5 protein-coding genes are annotated in these 15,182 nt (G+C 64.7%); 1 reads left to right on the top strand and 4 read right to left on the bottom strand.

Annotation, left to right across the window (positions count from 1 at the left end; translation table 11 throughout):
* Positions 1–19 precede the first annotated feature (19 nt).
* Positions 20–325 (top strand): hypothetical protein, encoded by a 306-nt coding sequence (locus H0S73_RS09875; protein ID WP_181052009.1) that lies wholly within the window; start codon positions 20–22, stop codon positions 323–325.
* A 77-nt stretch (positions 326–402) separates the two neighbouring features.
* Here H0S73_RS09875 and H0S73_RS09870 read toward each other — a convergent pair whose 3' ends face one another.
* From H0S73_RS09870 to H0S73_RS09850, 4 genes are all read right to left on the bottom strand, one after another.
* A complete protein-coding gene (locus H0S73_RS09870) occupies positions 403–2,514 on the bottom strand; it encodes a response regulator (RefSeq protein ID WP_181052008.1) in 2,112 nt (703 codons plus the stop codon).
* Positions 2,511–8,363: a HAMP domain-containing protein gene (locus tag H0S73_RS09865; protein WP_181052007.1), complete on the bottom strand. Its 5,853-nt coding sequence runs from the start codon at positions 8,361–8,363 to the stop codon at positions 2,511–2,513. The genes H0S73_RS09870 and H0S73_RS09865 overlap by 4 nt, the downstream gene beginning before the upstream one ends.
* 442 nt (positions 8,364–8,805) lie before the next feature.
* The gene (locus H0S73_RS09855) at positions 8,806–13,104 is read right to left on the bottom strand and encodes a translocation/assembly module TamB domain-containing protein (RefSeq protein ID WP_181052006.1); all 4,299 of its coding nucleotides are present in this window, start codon (positions 13,102–13,104) and stop codon (positions 8,806–8,808) included.
* The gene (locus H0S73_RS09850; RefSeq protein WP_181054294.1) at positions 13,104–15,083 is read right to left on the bottom strand and encodes an autotransporter assembly complex protein TamA; all 1,980 of its coding nucleotides are present in this window, start codon (positions 15,081–15,083) and stop codon (positions 13,104–13,106) included. The genes H0S73_RS09855 and H0S73_RS09850 overlap by 1 nt, the downstream gene beginning before the upstream one ends.
* Positions 15,084–15,182: the final 99 nt, after the last annotated feature.

The following is a 15,182-nucleotide window of genomic DNA, read 5'->3' as shown; positions in this document are numbered from 1 at the left end:
TTGATCCGATGTTCATCTATTGGAACAGCGCATCGTTCGGGGCACACCCGGAGGGCCGCACGATGTGCCGGAAGAGCGACTTGGGAGGTGCTTCATGCCCCACGGAGCGTATTGCGTTGCATTTAAGCACGATCGTTGGACGGTTTCTCAATTCGGCCGGGATCTCGGATCGTTTTATTTCCGCGCAAAGGCATTGAAATTCGCCGTCGAAGCCGCCTGCTGGTCGGCCGTATCGAACCATCCGACGGTTTTCGTTCTCGACCGGACAGGCGATTTCTATACCGCCTGGCGCGGTGACCGGGACAGTCTCTCGGCCAAAATCTGAGCATTTACCTCAGAGAGGAGCCCGGGAAGGAAAGTTCCGGCAAACTCATTCCCTCCCGGCCCGATGTCACGGCGGATCTATGCGACGGCGGCGGCCTGACGTGGAGCCGTCTTGTCCATCTGGACATTCTGCGGAGAACTCATCAGCGATTGGATCCTGTCCGCCAGGTCGCTCGCCCGGTAGGGCTTGTAGAGAAGATTGAGATCTTCGAGCTTGTCCTCACCGTCGAAATATCCGGTGGTCAGGAGAACCTGCACGTCCGGCTGCTCCTTCTGAATGAGGCGGGCCAGATCTATGCCGCTGAGGGCTCCCGGCATCCTCACGTCGGAGAGAACGAGCTTGATGTCCTTCTTCGATTTCAGGAGTCGGGCGGCCTCATCGCCGGTTTCGGCCTCCATCACCTTGAATCCGAGGGAATGCAGGGTGGACAGCGCCACCTGTCGTACGGCGGGATTGTCCTCGACGACGAGCACCATGCGACCATCCCCGAAAGGGTGTGCCATGGCCGATTGATCGTCGTCCTCCTGTCTTTCCGCCGCATCATGCGAGCGAGGCAGGAAGATGCGGATCGTCGTGCCCACATTCGGCTCGCTCTCGACTTCCACGTGGCCATGGCATTGCTGCACGAAGCCATAGACCATGCTCAGGCCCAGGCCCGTGCCTTTCCCGCTTTCCTTCGTGGTGAAGAACGGCTCGAACACCTTCTCCAGCACATCGGGCGGCATGCCGATCCCCGTATCGCTCACGGAGATCACGACGAACTCGCCGCCGGGAACGGGTTTCCCCTCCTCCACCACCTGGTTCTTGACGCAGATCGTGAGATCGCCCCCATGGGGCATGGCATCGCGGGCATTGACGGCAAGGTTCAGAAGCGCCGCCTCGAATTGGGCGCGGTCGACCTGGATCGGCCAGATGCCGTCTTCGAGGTGCAGGCTCGCATTGACGTGCTCGCCCAGCGTTCTGCGCATCAGCTCCAGAAGGCTCGGCATGAGGCCCGCGACGTCGATGGTTGAAACCTGCAGGGCCTGACGCCGGGAGAAGGTCAGGAGCCTGTAGGTGAGATCGGCGCAATGCTGGGCGCTTTCCAGCGCCATGCGCACCCGGCGTTCGGCTTTCTCGTTTCCCTGAATGGATTTCTTCAGGAGATCGAGGTTACCGATCACGACGCTCAGCATGTTGTTGAAATCGTGCGCAATCCCGCCCGTCAGACGGCCGACCGCTTCCAGCTTGCTGGCATGGAGCAGGTTCTGCTCCATCTGCTTGCTCTCCGTGATATCGAACCACATACCGAAGAACTCGCGCGGACGCCCGTTCTCGTCGCGCATGAGGACGGTCTGGTCGAGAAAGTGCCTCTCCACATCGTCGGCGCAGCGCCAGCGGTATTCGAGATTGACGGAGCCTTCCTCCTCCAGCCTCCTCAGTTGGGCCAGAACATGCTCCCGGTCATCTGGATTGATGCGGGATGACCAGAAATCCGGCCGCTCGAGGAAAGCCTCGGGCCGGAAGCCCGTGATGCGCTCGATGCTTTCATTGGTGAAATGTAGGCGCCGGTGATCCTCCTCGACGGAGGCCGTATAGAGCGCGATGGGCAGCGACTTCAAGACGATCGATTGATGTTCCTCGCGGCGGCGCAGGGCCTGCTCCGCCTTCAGCTTCTCGCTGCGGACATGAAGGTTGTCCATCAGCAGGCGTCGCTCCTGCTCGGCCTGCCGGCGGATCTCTTCCGTCTTACGATAAAGGTCGACGAAGATGTCGACCTTGGATCTGAGGATCAGCGGCTCTATGGGCTTGAAGACGTAGTCGACGGCGCCCGCCGAGTATCCCTTGAAGACATGCATGTCGTCCTTGTTGAAAGCCGTCAGGAAGAGGATCGGCACGCGCGAGGAGCGCGGCCGGTTCCTGATCAGGCTTGCAACCTCGTAACCGTCGAGCCGGGGCATCTGCACGTCGAGGAGGATGACCGCGAAATCATCCTTCAGGACGTGGCGCAGGGCCCCCTCGCCTGAATCGGCGGTCACGATCTCCACGCCTGGAGACCGGAGCACCTCTTCGACGGCGATCAGGTTTCGCGGATCGTCGTCGACCACCAGGATCTTGGCCGGAATCGGATCTGACGGAGGTCGGGCCGGGACCAGATGAAAGTCATCCGGACTCTGGTTCAGCTCCCCGCGCCGTAGGTCGTCCGTCATGAGTTCAACCCGGTCTCTGCCGCACCATTGGGAGCCATCGTCCCGCCCGGGATATATGTGCTCCGACTGAGTTGAACGCGCAAGACGGCGAGAAGTTGATCCACATCGACTGGCTTCGACACGTAGTCGGTCGCGCCGGCCTCAAGGCACTTCTCGCGATCGCCCTTCATGGCCTTCGCCGTCACAGCCACGAGCGGAAGGTCGCGATAGCGCGGGATATTGCGGATCTCGCGCATGGTCTCGTAGCCGTCCATCTCGGGCATCATGATATCGACCAGGGCAACGTCGACATCCGGGTTCGCCTGGAGCTTCTCGATGCCCTCCAGGCCGTTCTCGGCGAAGATCACCGAGATCCCATGCTGCTCGAGCGCGCTCGTCAGCGAGAAGATGTTGCGCATGTCGTCGTCGATGATCAGAACCTTCCGGCCATCGAGCGCCTCATCGGTGCGGTGATTGACGACGATGTGCTTCTCTTCGGGGATGGCGCTGATCGCCCGGTGAAGGAACAGAGCCGTGTCGTTGAGAAGACGCTCGGACGAGCCCTCGCCCTTCACGATGAGTGTGGCCGCCATGCCCTGCAGATGGCGCTCCTCGGCCTTGGTCAGGTCCTGACCGGTATAGATGACGATCGGAAGCTCTTCACCACCTTTCGTTCTGCGGATGCGTTCGATGAGTTCCGCCCCGGGCAGATCCGGCAGGCCCAAATCGACGACGGCGCAGTCGAACTGCCGCACCTGGATGGCCTCCAGGGCCGTCTCGGCCGTTCCCACGGCGGTCACGTCGACCTGCTCGCTCTTCATGAGTTCGGACAGGCTCATGCGCTGGATGTCGTCATCCTCGACGAGAAGCAGCTTCTTCACGGGACGGTCGATGAACTCCTTGGTTCGGTTGAGCGCCCCCATGAGCGCATCCCGGTCGACAGGCTTCTCCAAGAAGCCGAAGGCGCCCGCTTTGAGACCGCGCTTCTTCTGGTCATCGACGGAGATCACATGGATCGGAACATGCCGGGTGCGCGGATCGTGCTTGAGAAGATCGAGCAGCGCCCAGCCGTCCATGTCGGGCAACCCTATATCGAGCGTGATCGCATGGGGCTTGTAGCGATGTGCCAGGGCGAGCGCCGAAGCGCCGTCCATGGCGATCAATCCCCTGAAGCCCTCCTCGCGGGCGAGCTCCAGCAGCACCGAGGCGAACATGGCGTCATCCTCGACGATGAGGACGACCCGGTCTCCGCTCGTGATCGCATGACGGTCATCGAGGGAGGCGGAAAGCGCCATCGCGGCCGATGGCTGGCGGATCATCGTTCCCGCGGGCTCGTCCGTCGTGGCAGTGAACTGACCGGCTCCGTCCCCGTTCGGCCGAACGGAGGAGGCCGCACCGGCCGTTCCGTGGCTGGCGGGCGGCTCAACCGGCACGAAGAGCGTGAAGGTCGAGCCGCTTCCCGGCGTGCTCGATACCACGATCTCGCCGCCGGGCAGACGGGCGATCTCGCGGCTGATCGATAGGCCGAGACCGGTTCCGCCATATTTCCTGCTCGTCGTGCCGTCCGCCTGCTGGAAAGCCTCGAAGATGATGCGCTGCTTCTCCTCCGGAATGCCGATACCGGTATCCGTCACCGATATGGCGACCCACTGGCTGCCGGCCCGCAGCGGTGTCCCCTCGGCCGAACCGATCTGCAGCGTCACGCCTCCGCGCTCCGTGAACTTGAAGGCGTTCGACAAAAGGTTGCGCAGCACCTGCTGTAGCCGCTTGGAATCCGTTCTGATCGACGCCGGCAGCTTCTGATCGACCTCCACGTTGAAGTCGAGCTTTCTCTCCTCCGCCACTTGGCGGAACGTCCGCTCCATGTTGTCGACGAGGTCCTTGAACGCGACGCTCGACACCTCAAGGCTGACGGTGCCGGACTCGATCTTCGACAGGTCCAGGATGTCGTTGATGAGCGAGAGCAGGTCGGAACCGGCCGCATGGATGGTCTTGGCGAACTCCCGCTGCTTGTCGGTCAGGTTGCCGTCCGAGTTCTCGGTCAGAAGCTTCGAGAGGATGAGGAGCGAGTTCAGCGGCGTCCGCAACTCATGGCTCATATTGGCCAGGAACTGCGACTTGTAGCGCGACGTGAGCGAGAGCTGCTCGGCTTTCTCCTCGAGGGCGGTCTTCGCGACGGACACCTCCTGGTTCTTCGTCTCGACTTCCCTCTTCTGGAGTTCGAGCAGCCGCGCCTTGTCTTCCAGCTCTTCGTTCGTCTTCTGCAGCGCCTCCTGCTGCTGCCGCAGGAGTTCCTCGGACTGGCGCAGGCTGGCGGCCTGCTGCTCCAGCCGGTCGTTGGTGTTTCTCAGCTCTTCCTGCTGGCTCTGCAGCTCGGTGGTCAGAAGCTGGGACTGCTTCAGCAGCCCTTCCGTCCGCATGTTCGCCGCGATGGTATTCAGAACGATGCCGATGGATTCCGTGAGCTGCTCAAGGAAGGACTGGTGCGTCTCCGAGAAGCGGCTGAAGGAAGCAAGCTCGATGACCGCCTTCACCTCCTGTTCGAACAGAACGGGCAACACGATGATGTTGAGCGGCGGCGCCTCGCCGAGAGCAGAGCTGATGGTAATGTAGTCGCCCGGAACGTTGGTGAGGAGAATCCGCTTTTTCTCGTAGGCGACCTGCCCGACAAGCCCCTCACGCAGACGGAAGCGGTTGTTGAGATGCTTTCTCTCCGTGAAGGCGTACGACGCCACCATATCGAGGATCGGCTCGTTGCCGTCGCTCTCCATCGTGTAGAACACGCCCTGCTGGGCATTCACGAGCGGGGCGATCTCAGACAGGATCATGTTGGACACGGTGGTGAGATCGCGCTCGCCCTGCAGCATGCGGGTGAACTTGGCGAGGTTTGTCTTGAGCCAATCCTGCTCCGCGTTCTTGAGCGTCGTATCGCGCAAGTTGCGGATCATCTCGTTCACGTTGTCCTTGAGCGAGGCCAGCTCGCCCGAGGCTTCCACCGAGATCGACCGGGTGAGGTCGCCCTTGGTCACGGCGGTGGCCACGTCCGCGATGGCGCGCACCTGCGTGGTCAGGTTGGCCGCCAGCTGGTTCACGTTGTCGGTGAGGTCCCGCCACAGGCCCGCGGCGCCTGGCACACGCGCCTGACCGCCCAGTTTGCCTTCGACACCCACTTCGCGGGCGACGTTCGTCACCTGATCGGCGAAGGTCGCAAGCGTGTCGATCATCTCGTTGATGGTCTCGGCGAGCGCCGCGATCTCGCCCTTGGCATCCACGATGAGCTTGCGCTTGAGATCGCCCTCGGCGACCGCTGTCACCACGCTGGCGATGCCGCGGACCTGCCCTGTCAGGTTGTCCGCCATCATATTGACGTTGTCGGTGAGGTCCTTCCAGGTGCCGGCGACGCCGCGCACCTGCGCCTGACCGCCCAGTTTGCCTTCGATACCCACCTCGCGCGCCACGCGGGTCACTTCGGACGCGAAGGAGTTCAGCTGGTCCACCATCGTGTTGATGGTCGATTTCAGCTCCAGGATCTCGCCGCGCACGTCGACGGTGATCTTCTTCGAGAGATCGCCATTCGCGACCGCCGTCGTCACCTCGGCGATGTTTCGCACCTGACCGGTCAGGTTCGCCGCCATCATGTTGACGTTCTCGGTCAGGTCCTTCCAGACGCCGCCGACACCACGCACCTGCGCCTGGCCGCCGAGCTTGCCCTCGGTGCCCACCTCGCGCGCCACGCGGGTCACTTCGCCCGCGAAGGAGTTCAGCTGGTCCACCATCGTGTTGATGGTCGATTTCAGCTCGAGAATTTCGCCTTCGACCGCAACGGTGATTTTCTTCGAGAGGTCGCCGTTCGCGACCGCCGTCGTCACTTCCGCAATGTTTCGCACCTGGCCGGTGAGGTTGGCCGCCATCATGTTGACGTTGTCGGTGAGGTCCTTCCACACGCCGGCGACGCCGCGCACCTGGGCCTGTCCGCCGAGCTTGCCTTCCGTTCCTACCTCGCGAGCCACGCGGGTGACCTCGCCGGCAAACGAATTGAGCTGGTCCACCATGGTGTTGATCGTGGACTTCAGCTCAAGAATCTCGCCGCGCACATCCACGGTGATCTTCTTCGAGAGGTCGCCGTTCGCGACCGCCGTCGTCACCTCGGCGATGTTTCGCACCTGCCCGGTGAGGTTCGCCGCCATCAGGTTCACGTTGTCGGTGAGGTCCTTCCAGATACCGGCGACGCCTTCCACCCGCGCCTGTCCGCCGAGCTTGCCTTCGGAACCCACCTCCTTGGCCACACGGGTCACTTCGCCCGCGAAGGAGTTCAACTGGTCCACCATCGTGTTGATGGTCGATTTCAGCTCGAGGATTTCACCGCGGACCTCCACCGTGATCTTCTTCGACAAGTCACCGTTCGCGACCGCGGTCGTCACCTCGGCGATGTTTCGCACCTGCCCGGTGAGGTTCGCCGCCATCAGGTTGACGTTGTCGGTGAGGTCCTTCCAAGTGCCGGCGACGCCGCGCACCTGGGCCTGTCCGCCGAGCTTGCCTTCCGAGCCCACTTCCTTCGCCACGCGGGTGACTTCGGATGCGAAGGAGTTAAGCTGGTCCACCATGGTGTTGATGGTGTTCTTCAGCTCAAGGATCTCGCCCCTCACCTCCACGGTGATCTTCTTCGACAGGTCGCCGTTGGCGACGGCCGTCGTCACCTCGGCGATGTTGCGAACCTGCGCGGTGAGGTTCGAGCCCATCATGTTGACGTTCTCTGTGAGGTCGCGCCAGACGCCGCCGACACCCTCCACTTGCGCCTGTCCGCCGAGCTTGCCTTCCGAGCCCACTTCCTTCGCCACGCGGGTGACTTCGGACGCGAAGGAGTTGAGCTGATCCACCATCGTATTGATGGTGGACTTGAGGGCCAGGATCTCACCCTTCACGTCGACGGTGATCTTCTTCGACAGGTCGCCCCGGGCCACCGCGGTGGTGACTTCGGCGATGTTTCGCACCTGACCGGTGAGGTTCGCGGCCATCATGTTGACGTTGTCGGTGAGGTCCTTCCACACGCCGGCGACGCCGCGCACCTGCGCCTGGCCGCCGAGCTTGCCTTCCGTACCCACTTCCTTCGCCACGCGGGTGACTTCGGATGCGAAGGAGTTGAGCTGGTCCACCATCGTGTTGATGGTATCCTTCAGCTCGAGGATCTCACCCTTCACGTCCACGGTGATCTTCTTCGAGAGGTCGCCGTTCGCGACCGCCGTCGTGACCTCCGCGATGTTTCGCACCTGACCCGTCAGGTTCGCCGCCATCAGGTTCACGTTCTCGGTCAGGTCCTTCCAGGTGCCGGCCACGCCCTTCACCTTCGCCTGGCCGCCGAGCTTGCCTTCCGAGCCCACCTCGCGCGCCACGCGGGTCACTTCCGAGGCGAAGCTGCCGAGCTGGCCCACCATGGTGTTGACCACTTTGCCGATGCGCAGGAATTCGCCACGCAGGGGACGCCCGTCGGTGGCGAGATCGATCGTCTGGCTCAAATCGCCCTTCGCCACCGCGCCGATGACACGCGCCACCTCAATGGTCGGCTGAACGATGTCGCCGATCATGGCATTCACGGAGTCGACGCACTCGCTCCAGCAGCCGGTCGCCCCTGCAAGGCGCCCGCGCTCCTCGATCCGCCCCTCTTTGCCGACGACCTTTGCGACGCGTTCCAGTTCCTGCGCGAGGCCGTGGTTCAGGTCAGCAATGTCGTTGAACGCCTCGGCGATCTCGCCGTCGATGCCCGTCAGGTCCGACGGAAGACGGGCGGAGAAATCGCCTTTTCTAAAGGCACGCAATGTCTTGAGGAGCAGCTTGGGATCAAGCTGCGAAGTGGTGGTTTCGACTTGTGACATAAAGCCCCCCGTTACGCTGTCCCAGGCTCAACCAACGCCTGGCCCCCTTTTGCCGACATCCCAAAAGCTACTTTGTTCGTCTTCAGATGGAATTCGACCCTACTTAACGCTTTTCAGGCGCCAGAGTTCCAGGCCGAAAGGAATTTTCTGACAGTCGCCTGATATCGGAACTCTGTTACTTCTCTGACGCCGTGCTGGAAAGCGGAACACGCATGGATCGGGCTGCATGTCGAAACAGATCTAAACCTCGGATCAGCAGTCGTGCATTTAGCCGGCATGGTGCTCCACGCCGTTCTCCACCGTCATGGCTGGGCTGGGAACCCTCACGACCGCAGCACGAAGGCCGTGGTGGACTTGATGCGCTCCATGGCGAAGCGGGAGGTGACGCTCTTGAGCGGTATTGCCTTGACCAGCTACTTGTAGAAAAAGAACATTATGGCTCTCAGTATTCCAGCTCGAAGCCCAACCCCACGGAGCTTCCGCCCTCGGCGTTGATCTCGCCCTGAGCCTTAAGGCGCCGGGTCAGGTCGATATCGACGGTCACGCCGCTCTCCTCCGGCTGGGCGCCGGCCTTCACGCCCACCCGCACATTGTCGCTGATGTAGCGCGAAACGCCCACGCCTGGCCCGCCGTCGGCGCCGACCGTGATGTCGAGGCTGTCGACGCCGAGCGATCGGCGCAGCTGCTCGAAGGCGTCGTTGCCGGAGCCGCCGGAGAGCTGCGCTACGGCCTGCGCCAGCTGAAGCGCCTGCCCGGCCGAGAGGCCGCCGGACGGCCGCTGGAACAGGATGCGCGAGAGAACCTCGTCCTGAGGCAGATCCGGGCTGGAGCTGAACGTGAATTCCGGGCTCGAAGCCGGGCCCGTGACGCCGATGCGGGCGGTCACGTCTCCTGCCTGCGTCTCTGCCAGGAAGTCGAGCGACGGGGTGAGATCGCCGGTAAAGTCGAGCCGCCCGCGGACGAAATCGAGCCTCTTGCCCAGGATGTCGAAGCGCCCGCGTCGGAGCTCGAAGGCGCCGATGGCGACGGGATCCTGGGTCGTGCCCTGAAGCCGCAGGTCGCCGCCGAGTTCGGCGTTGATGCCGCGCCCGCGCACGAAGATCCGGTTCTGCGCCGTCAGGGTCAGGTCGAGCTCCGCCCGGAACGGCGTGCCCCGCGCGGAGGCGGATTGTCGCCTTTGGGCGAGGGCGAGCCGCGCGGCGGCGGTCGGGGTCGGCCGCACATGCTTCGTCCCGGGGAGCGGCCTCAAGGTGGTCGGAAGGCGGTCCGGCACGGAGACGTTCATCGACACGATGTTGATGCGTCCCGCGGCCCGCGGCCTGCTCATGAGCGGGCCCGAGAGGGTCAGGTCCAGATCGGCGGTCGCGTCCACGGTCTCGTTGGAGACGAGTTGCGCGCGATTACCTGTAATCCGAATCTCGCCGGGCAGTCCGGCGGCGGGATCGATCGTTACCTGTCCGCGAGCCGCAAGGGAGCCGCCGCTCGGGGTCTGTGCACTCAGGTTCTCGATGGTGAGCACCTGCCCGCGCGCGACAAACCGGCCGGCGATGCCGTTGAGCCGGATGCCCTGCAGGGAATCGGTGAAGCTGCCGTTGGCGAGCGTGACGTTGCCTTCGACACGCGGGTTCGCAAAGGTGCCGGCAATCGACAGGTCAAGATTGGCAGCACCTGTCAGACGTTGACCGGATGCGGACAGGAACGAGTTGGCGATGGTGAGATCGGTGCGGCCCGATACGCGAAGCGCAAGCTCCTCCGCCGGGCTGAGGGGCACGCTTCCCGCCACCTGCAAGGTGCCGCCGCGTCCGATGGCGATCCTCGCGTCGAGGCCGGCACGCTGATCGGCCAGTCGCCCCTGCGCTTCGATGCTGAGCGCGGGCAGCCCCGCCCGGCGAGTTTCCGCTGTGGCGAGGCCCGAGACGGCGACGCGGTAGCTTCCGGTCGGATTAGCCGCCGTACCGCCGATGGTGGCGTTTCCGTTGACCGTGCCGGCGAGACCGAGATTGGGCACCAGGATGTCGGCCGCCTGAAGCGGCAGGCTGCGGACGTCGACGGTGAGATCGAGCCTGTCGGCGACGGTGCCGTTGACGGTGACGCGCCCCTGGTCCGCCGCGATCACGAGATTGGACAGGGTAACGGCGCCATTCTGCAGCGTGATGGCTGCGGGCTGCGCGAGGGCCAGGCGGCGATTGCCGCGACGGGCCGTGAAGGTGGCAAGCTCGATCCGCGTCGCATCGCCCGGAACGACACGTCCCTGCGCATCGAGGTTGAAGCCCTGCCCCACCGCCGAGGCGGTGAATTGCGACGCAGCAGGCGTGCCGTTGGCCACGAAACGCACGGCTCGATAGGTCTGTCCTGCGGCGGTCAGCGGCTCGGCGGAGATGGTGCCGTCGATCATTGGGCGACGGTAGAGATCCTGGAGGGTCAGCCTCGCATCGAAGTCGCGCACGGAAACATCCGCCGCGGCGAAGCGCGCGCCCTTGGCCGTTATCCGTGCATCCTGGCCGCCATCGCGGGCGCTCAGCGAGACGACGGCATCGAGGGCGCCATCGAGCTTGGTAAGAACGAGCGGCGAGAGATCGTCGAAATTGCTGCCCGACAGGGAAATATCGCCCTGCGCCAGCTGGTTGGCGTCGAGACGAAGGGCCCCCTTTAACGCCACCGACCCGATATCGACGGCGAGCCGATCCAGGAGCCATCCGCCGTCAGCGGGCCTTGCAAGATGGAGGGAGCCCGTCGCGGGCTTCCCGTCCACCCGTCCGTCGAGGGTGAGCGCCGCGTCGAGCGCGCCTGTGACATCCTTGGCGTCGACATTGATCGCGAGCCGGGGGATGGAGCGGTTGAGGGCGCGCACATCGGTGAGCGTCGCCACGCCCTTCACGTCCGGCTTCTCGAGGGAGCCGCCGAGACGGGCCGTGACATTCGCCCTGCCTCCGGTGATGCGCGGATCCACGCGCCTCAACTCGTTGATGGTGATGTCGAGGCCGAGATCGGCCGCGAACTGCGTGGCGCGTCCATCGATGCGGGCATCGAGATGGGTGCCGTCCACGCGGAGATTCTCGAACGCGTAGCCGTTGGGGATGCGCCGCAAGGTGCCCGCCGCCGTGACGCTGCGCCCGAGCAGGCCGTCGACCGCCGGTGCGCCCGTCGAGAGTTCCCGCAAGCGGGCATCGATGACCGCCGCCATGTCGTACCGGCGCGGATTGCCCGACAGTTGCGCCGTCAGGGTCGCTGCCCCCTGCAGCGGCCGGCCTGCGAGGCCGGAGAAGGAGGCCAGCGCTGGAATGCGGGCATCGAGCGTGCCGTCGAGAACGGTGCCTCCCAGGCGTCCGGTGAAGCTCGCCTGCGCGGTGGACGTCTCGATGCGCGCCGTCTCCACATTGGCGATGCCGTCGAGACCGAAGGAACCTCGCGAGGCGATGGAAAGCGTCGGTCCGATCGCCCGGGCGAGCGCCCGGTCGGAGGGCCGGATCCCGGCCGCATTGGCGTCGATCGAGAAGGAGAACTGGCTGGGCGGGGTCGCGCCGTCTGCCGGGTTCATGGCCAAGCGCGCCGTCAACGTGTCCAGGGAGCCCTCCGGCAGCCTGATCTCGGCGGCATCGAGCGAGCCATTGATGCGCGGCGCCGTCAACGGTCCCTGCACCGTGCCGTCGAAATTGAGCCGGGCGATCTCCGCCGCCCCGGCACGTGTTTTCGCTCCGTCGGTCGGCAGCGCTCGGGCGTTGAGGGCGAGATCGAGCACCTGGCCGGAGCTGACGGTTCCGGTCATGTCGAAACGCGCGACATTCGACGTGATGCGCACCGGCTGGAACCGCAGGCTGCTGTCGTCGCCGACGGTCACGTTCCCGACGAGCTGGGTGGTTCCGCTGAAGACGGGTGCGGCCGGCGCAGGCAGCAATCCTTCGATGCGAGCCGCGAGATCCAGGTTCACGTCATAGGCGGCCGTGGCGCGCCTGACAGTCGCCGTCCCGGCTGCGCCGATGGTCGGACCGGCGGTGAAATCGAGCCTCGCGGCGAAGTCGCTCATGGGTCCCTGGCCGGTGACCTTCAGGTCGACAGGCGGGAGGCCGGGCAAGTCCATCAGCCGGGCCGCGATGCCGCCCGCGGGCTCCTGGTGCGTGAGGTCGAGGGCGAGCCGTTTCGTCTGCGGCACATAGGTGAGATCGATCGAAAGCTTGCCCGGGGCATCGAGGCGCTGCGCCTGGAAGTTCACATCGAGCCCTTCGGACGGGTCGCCCAATTGAGCGGAGCCCGCCGCGGAAAGGCGTGCCTCCGTGCCGAGCACCGGCTGACCGAGGGCGAGTTCCTGCAGGGCGAACCGGTCCACAACCACCTTGACCGGCAGTTCGGGAAGGATCGGCTCGTCGGAGACCGGAGCACCTTCCTCGGCAGGCAGCGGCCTGCGCGCAATCCGAAGTTTGTCGATGGTGAGCTCATCGACCTGCAGGCGCCCGCGCAGCAGCGCCGTACGGCTCCAGACCAGCCGGGCGCGATCGAGGTTGAGCCACACGCCGTCCCGGTCGGCGATGCGGATGTCCCGGATCACGGCGTCCGATGTCAGCGCCCCCTCGATGCTGCCGATGGTGACGCGGGTGGTCGGAGTCGAGAGAAGACGCGAGATCAGGCTCGCCAGGATGCCTTGGTCGCTCTGGGCCTGGCTCGGGCGGTCGCTCGCCAGCCAGAAGGCCGCGACGGCCAGGACGACGATCGACATGAGGACGAGGGAGCGGATTGGCTTTAACATCAGAAGGCCTGCCCAATTCCGACGTAAATAGCGTAGGACGGATCGCCGGGTCCCGGATTGACCGGGATCGCGACGTCCAGGCGGATGGGCCCGATGGAGGTGTAATAGCGCAGGCCCAGGCCCGCACCGACGCGGATGGTCTCGTCGAAGTTCGGGAAGCTCGAATCGAAGGCCGTTCCCGCATCCACGAATGGCACGATGCCGATGGTGTTGGTGATCTTGATGCGCGCCTCGAGCGAGGCTTCGAGCAGGCTTCGGCCGCCGATCGGGTCTCCCAGGACAGTCGGGCTCAGCGAGCGGTAGCGGTAGCCGCGCACCGAACCGCCGCCGCCCGCGTAGAAGCGGCGATTGGCGGGAATTTCATCGAGATCCGCGCCGACGATGGAGCCGAGTCCGATGCGCCCGGCGAGAATGTAGCGGGCCTCCTCGTCGAGGGAGAAATAGGCCGAGGCGGTTCCCTTCGCGACCGTCATGGGCACGGACGAGCCGAGGAATTCCGGATAAGGCGCCACGGAGGCGATCACCCTCATGCCCTTGGTGGGATTGAGAGGATTGTCGGTCGAGTCGTAGCTGAGGGAAACAGGCAGGCCCACGAGGGTATAGTCGATTTGTCCGAGAATGTCGGTCGCCTGCCCCTTCTCGTACTCGATGCCGCCCTGGATCGAGAAGGTCTCGCTGAAACGATGACGGATGCCGGTGCTCGCATTGGCGAGACGGCTCGTATAGCCTTCCGTCCTGTCGCGCTCGACGAGGCCGTCGACCAGCCAGTCATTGCGCGTTCCCCAGAGAGCGGGTTTCAGGAAGCTCGCACGGAATCGCCCGCCGAGATTGTCCCAGGAGAAATCCTGGCTCCGATCGGGCTGCCCGCCATCCTCGGTGAGATAGAAGACGCTGCCCTCGAGCCGCAGCCGCTCGGCACCGCCGAACAGGTTCCGATGGGCCCAGTAGGCCCGCACCGCCGGTCCGTCGGTCGTCGAATATTGCACCGAGGCTCCGATGACGCGCGGCGGGCGCTCGGTCAGTTCCACGAAGAGAGGAAGGTTGCCGTAAGCATCCAGGGCTTCGCCCTCGCGGATGCGAACGGAAGACAGCGCCTCGATCTGGGAGATCGACTTGCGCATGGAGGCGAGCTCCGCGGGCGAGTAGGGATCGCCCGGCTCCGTGTAGATGAAGGAGCGCACGACGGCCGGGTCGACATTCTCCGCGCCATGAATCGAAATCGCCCCGATGCCCGCCTGAGGTCCGGGATCGACGCTCAGGCTCACATCCATCGCCTGCGCCGGGTGGATGACCACGGGATTCTGCCGCCGGATCTTGGCGAAGGGATGCGACCGGGACCGGAAATGATCGACGATCCGCGCCTCGGCGGCGACGATGTCGGCGGAGCGCGCCGGGTCTCCGGGCTTGATCTGCACGACACGCGGCGGAAGCTCCCCCGGCGGAAAGGGGCGCCCCGTCCTGGCGTCGAGGACCGCAACATCCCGCAAGGCGAATTGTGGGCCCGGATCCGCGACGATCTGAACGGGCACGAGCGCGCGCGCGAGATAGCCCGCAGCTGCGCGGGTTGCGGCATCCCTGCGGGACGCCTGCAGGACCATCGGGACGCCGGCCACGTTGATCGTGACCCGGGCATTGTAATAGCCAGCGCCCCAGAGGGCATCGATCAGGCGGGGCAAGTCGGCCTCGGCGCGGCTGGCGAGCGCCGCCGCGTCGGGCGGCGGGTCCGATTGAAGGCTTTGAAGGGTCGAAGCGTCCTTCAGCACCTGCTTCAGATCGCTGTTGTCCCCGCTCAGCACGATATCGAGGGAGTACGGCAGGGCCTGCGGGCTCGGAGGCGGCGGCGCATTGCCATCGCCGCGAAGCCATCCGAAGAGATCGAGTGCAACGGCAGGCGCGAGCGGCATTCCACTCAACAGAACACCGACCACGACGGGAAACACGATCCGTCGGTTGTTACGCAGCCGTCGCACGTGAAGCATGGTCTCCCTGGCCGAAACAGATTCATCGTTCCTGATGGCACCGATCTCGCCCGGCAGCGGCCGGGATCCCGATCGGCTCAGTTTGTCGAGAGGCACCTA

It is taken from the genome of Microvirga mediterraneensis, from assembly GCF_013520865.1.
GTDB lineage: Bacteria > Pseudomonadota > Alphaproteobacteria > Rhizobiales > Beijerinckiaceae > Microvirga > Microvirga mediterraneensis.
Note: the sequence above shows the minus strand (reverse complement) of the source record. Positions and strands in the feature narration are given on the sequence as shown.

Excerpts from the sequence above, each read along its gene's own strand:
- H0S73_RS09850 (WP_181054294.1), bottom strand. The coding sequence starts at position 15,083 with ATGCTTCACGTGCGACGGCTGCGTAACAACCGACGGATCGTGTTTCCC.
- H0S73_RS09870 (WP_181052008.1), bottom strand. The coding sequence starts at position 2,514 with ATGACGGACGACCTACGGCGCGGGGAGCTGAACCAGAGTCCGGATGAC.
- H0S73_RS09865 (WP_181052007.1), bottom strand. The coding sequence starts at position 8,363 with ATGTCACAAGTCGAAACCACCACTTCGCAGCTTGATCCCAAGCTGCTC.
- H0S73_RS09855 (WP_181052006.1), bottom strand. The coding sequence starts at position 13,104 with ATGTTAAAGCCAATCCGCTCCCTCGTCCTCATGTCGATCGTCGTCCTG.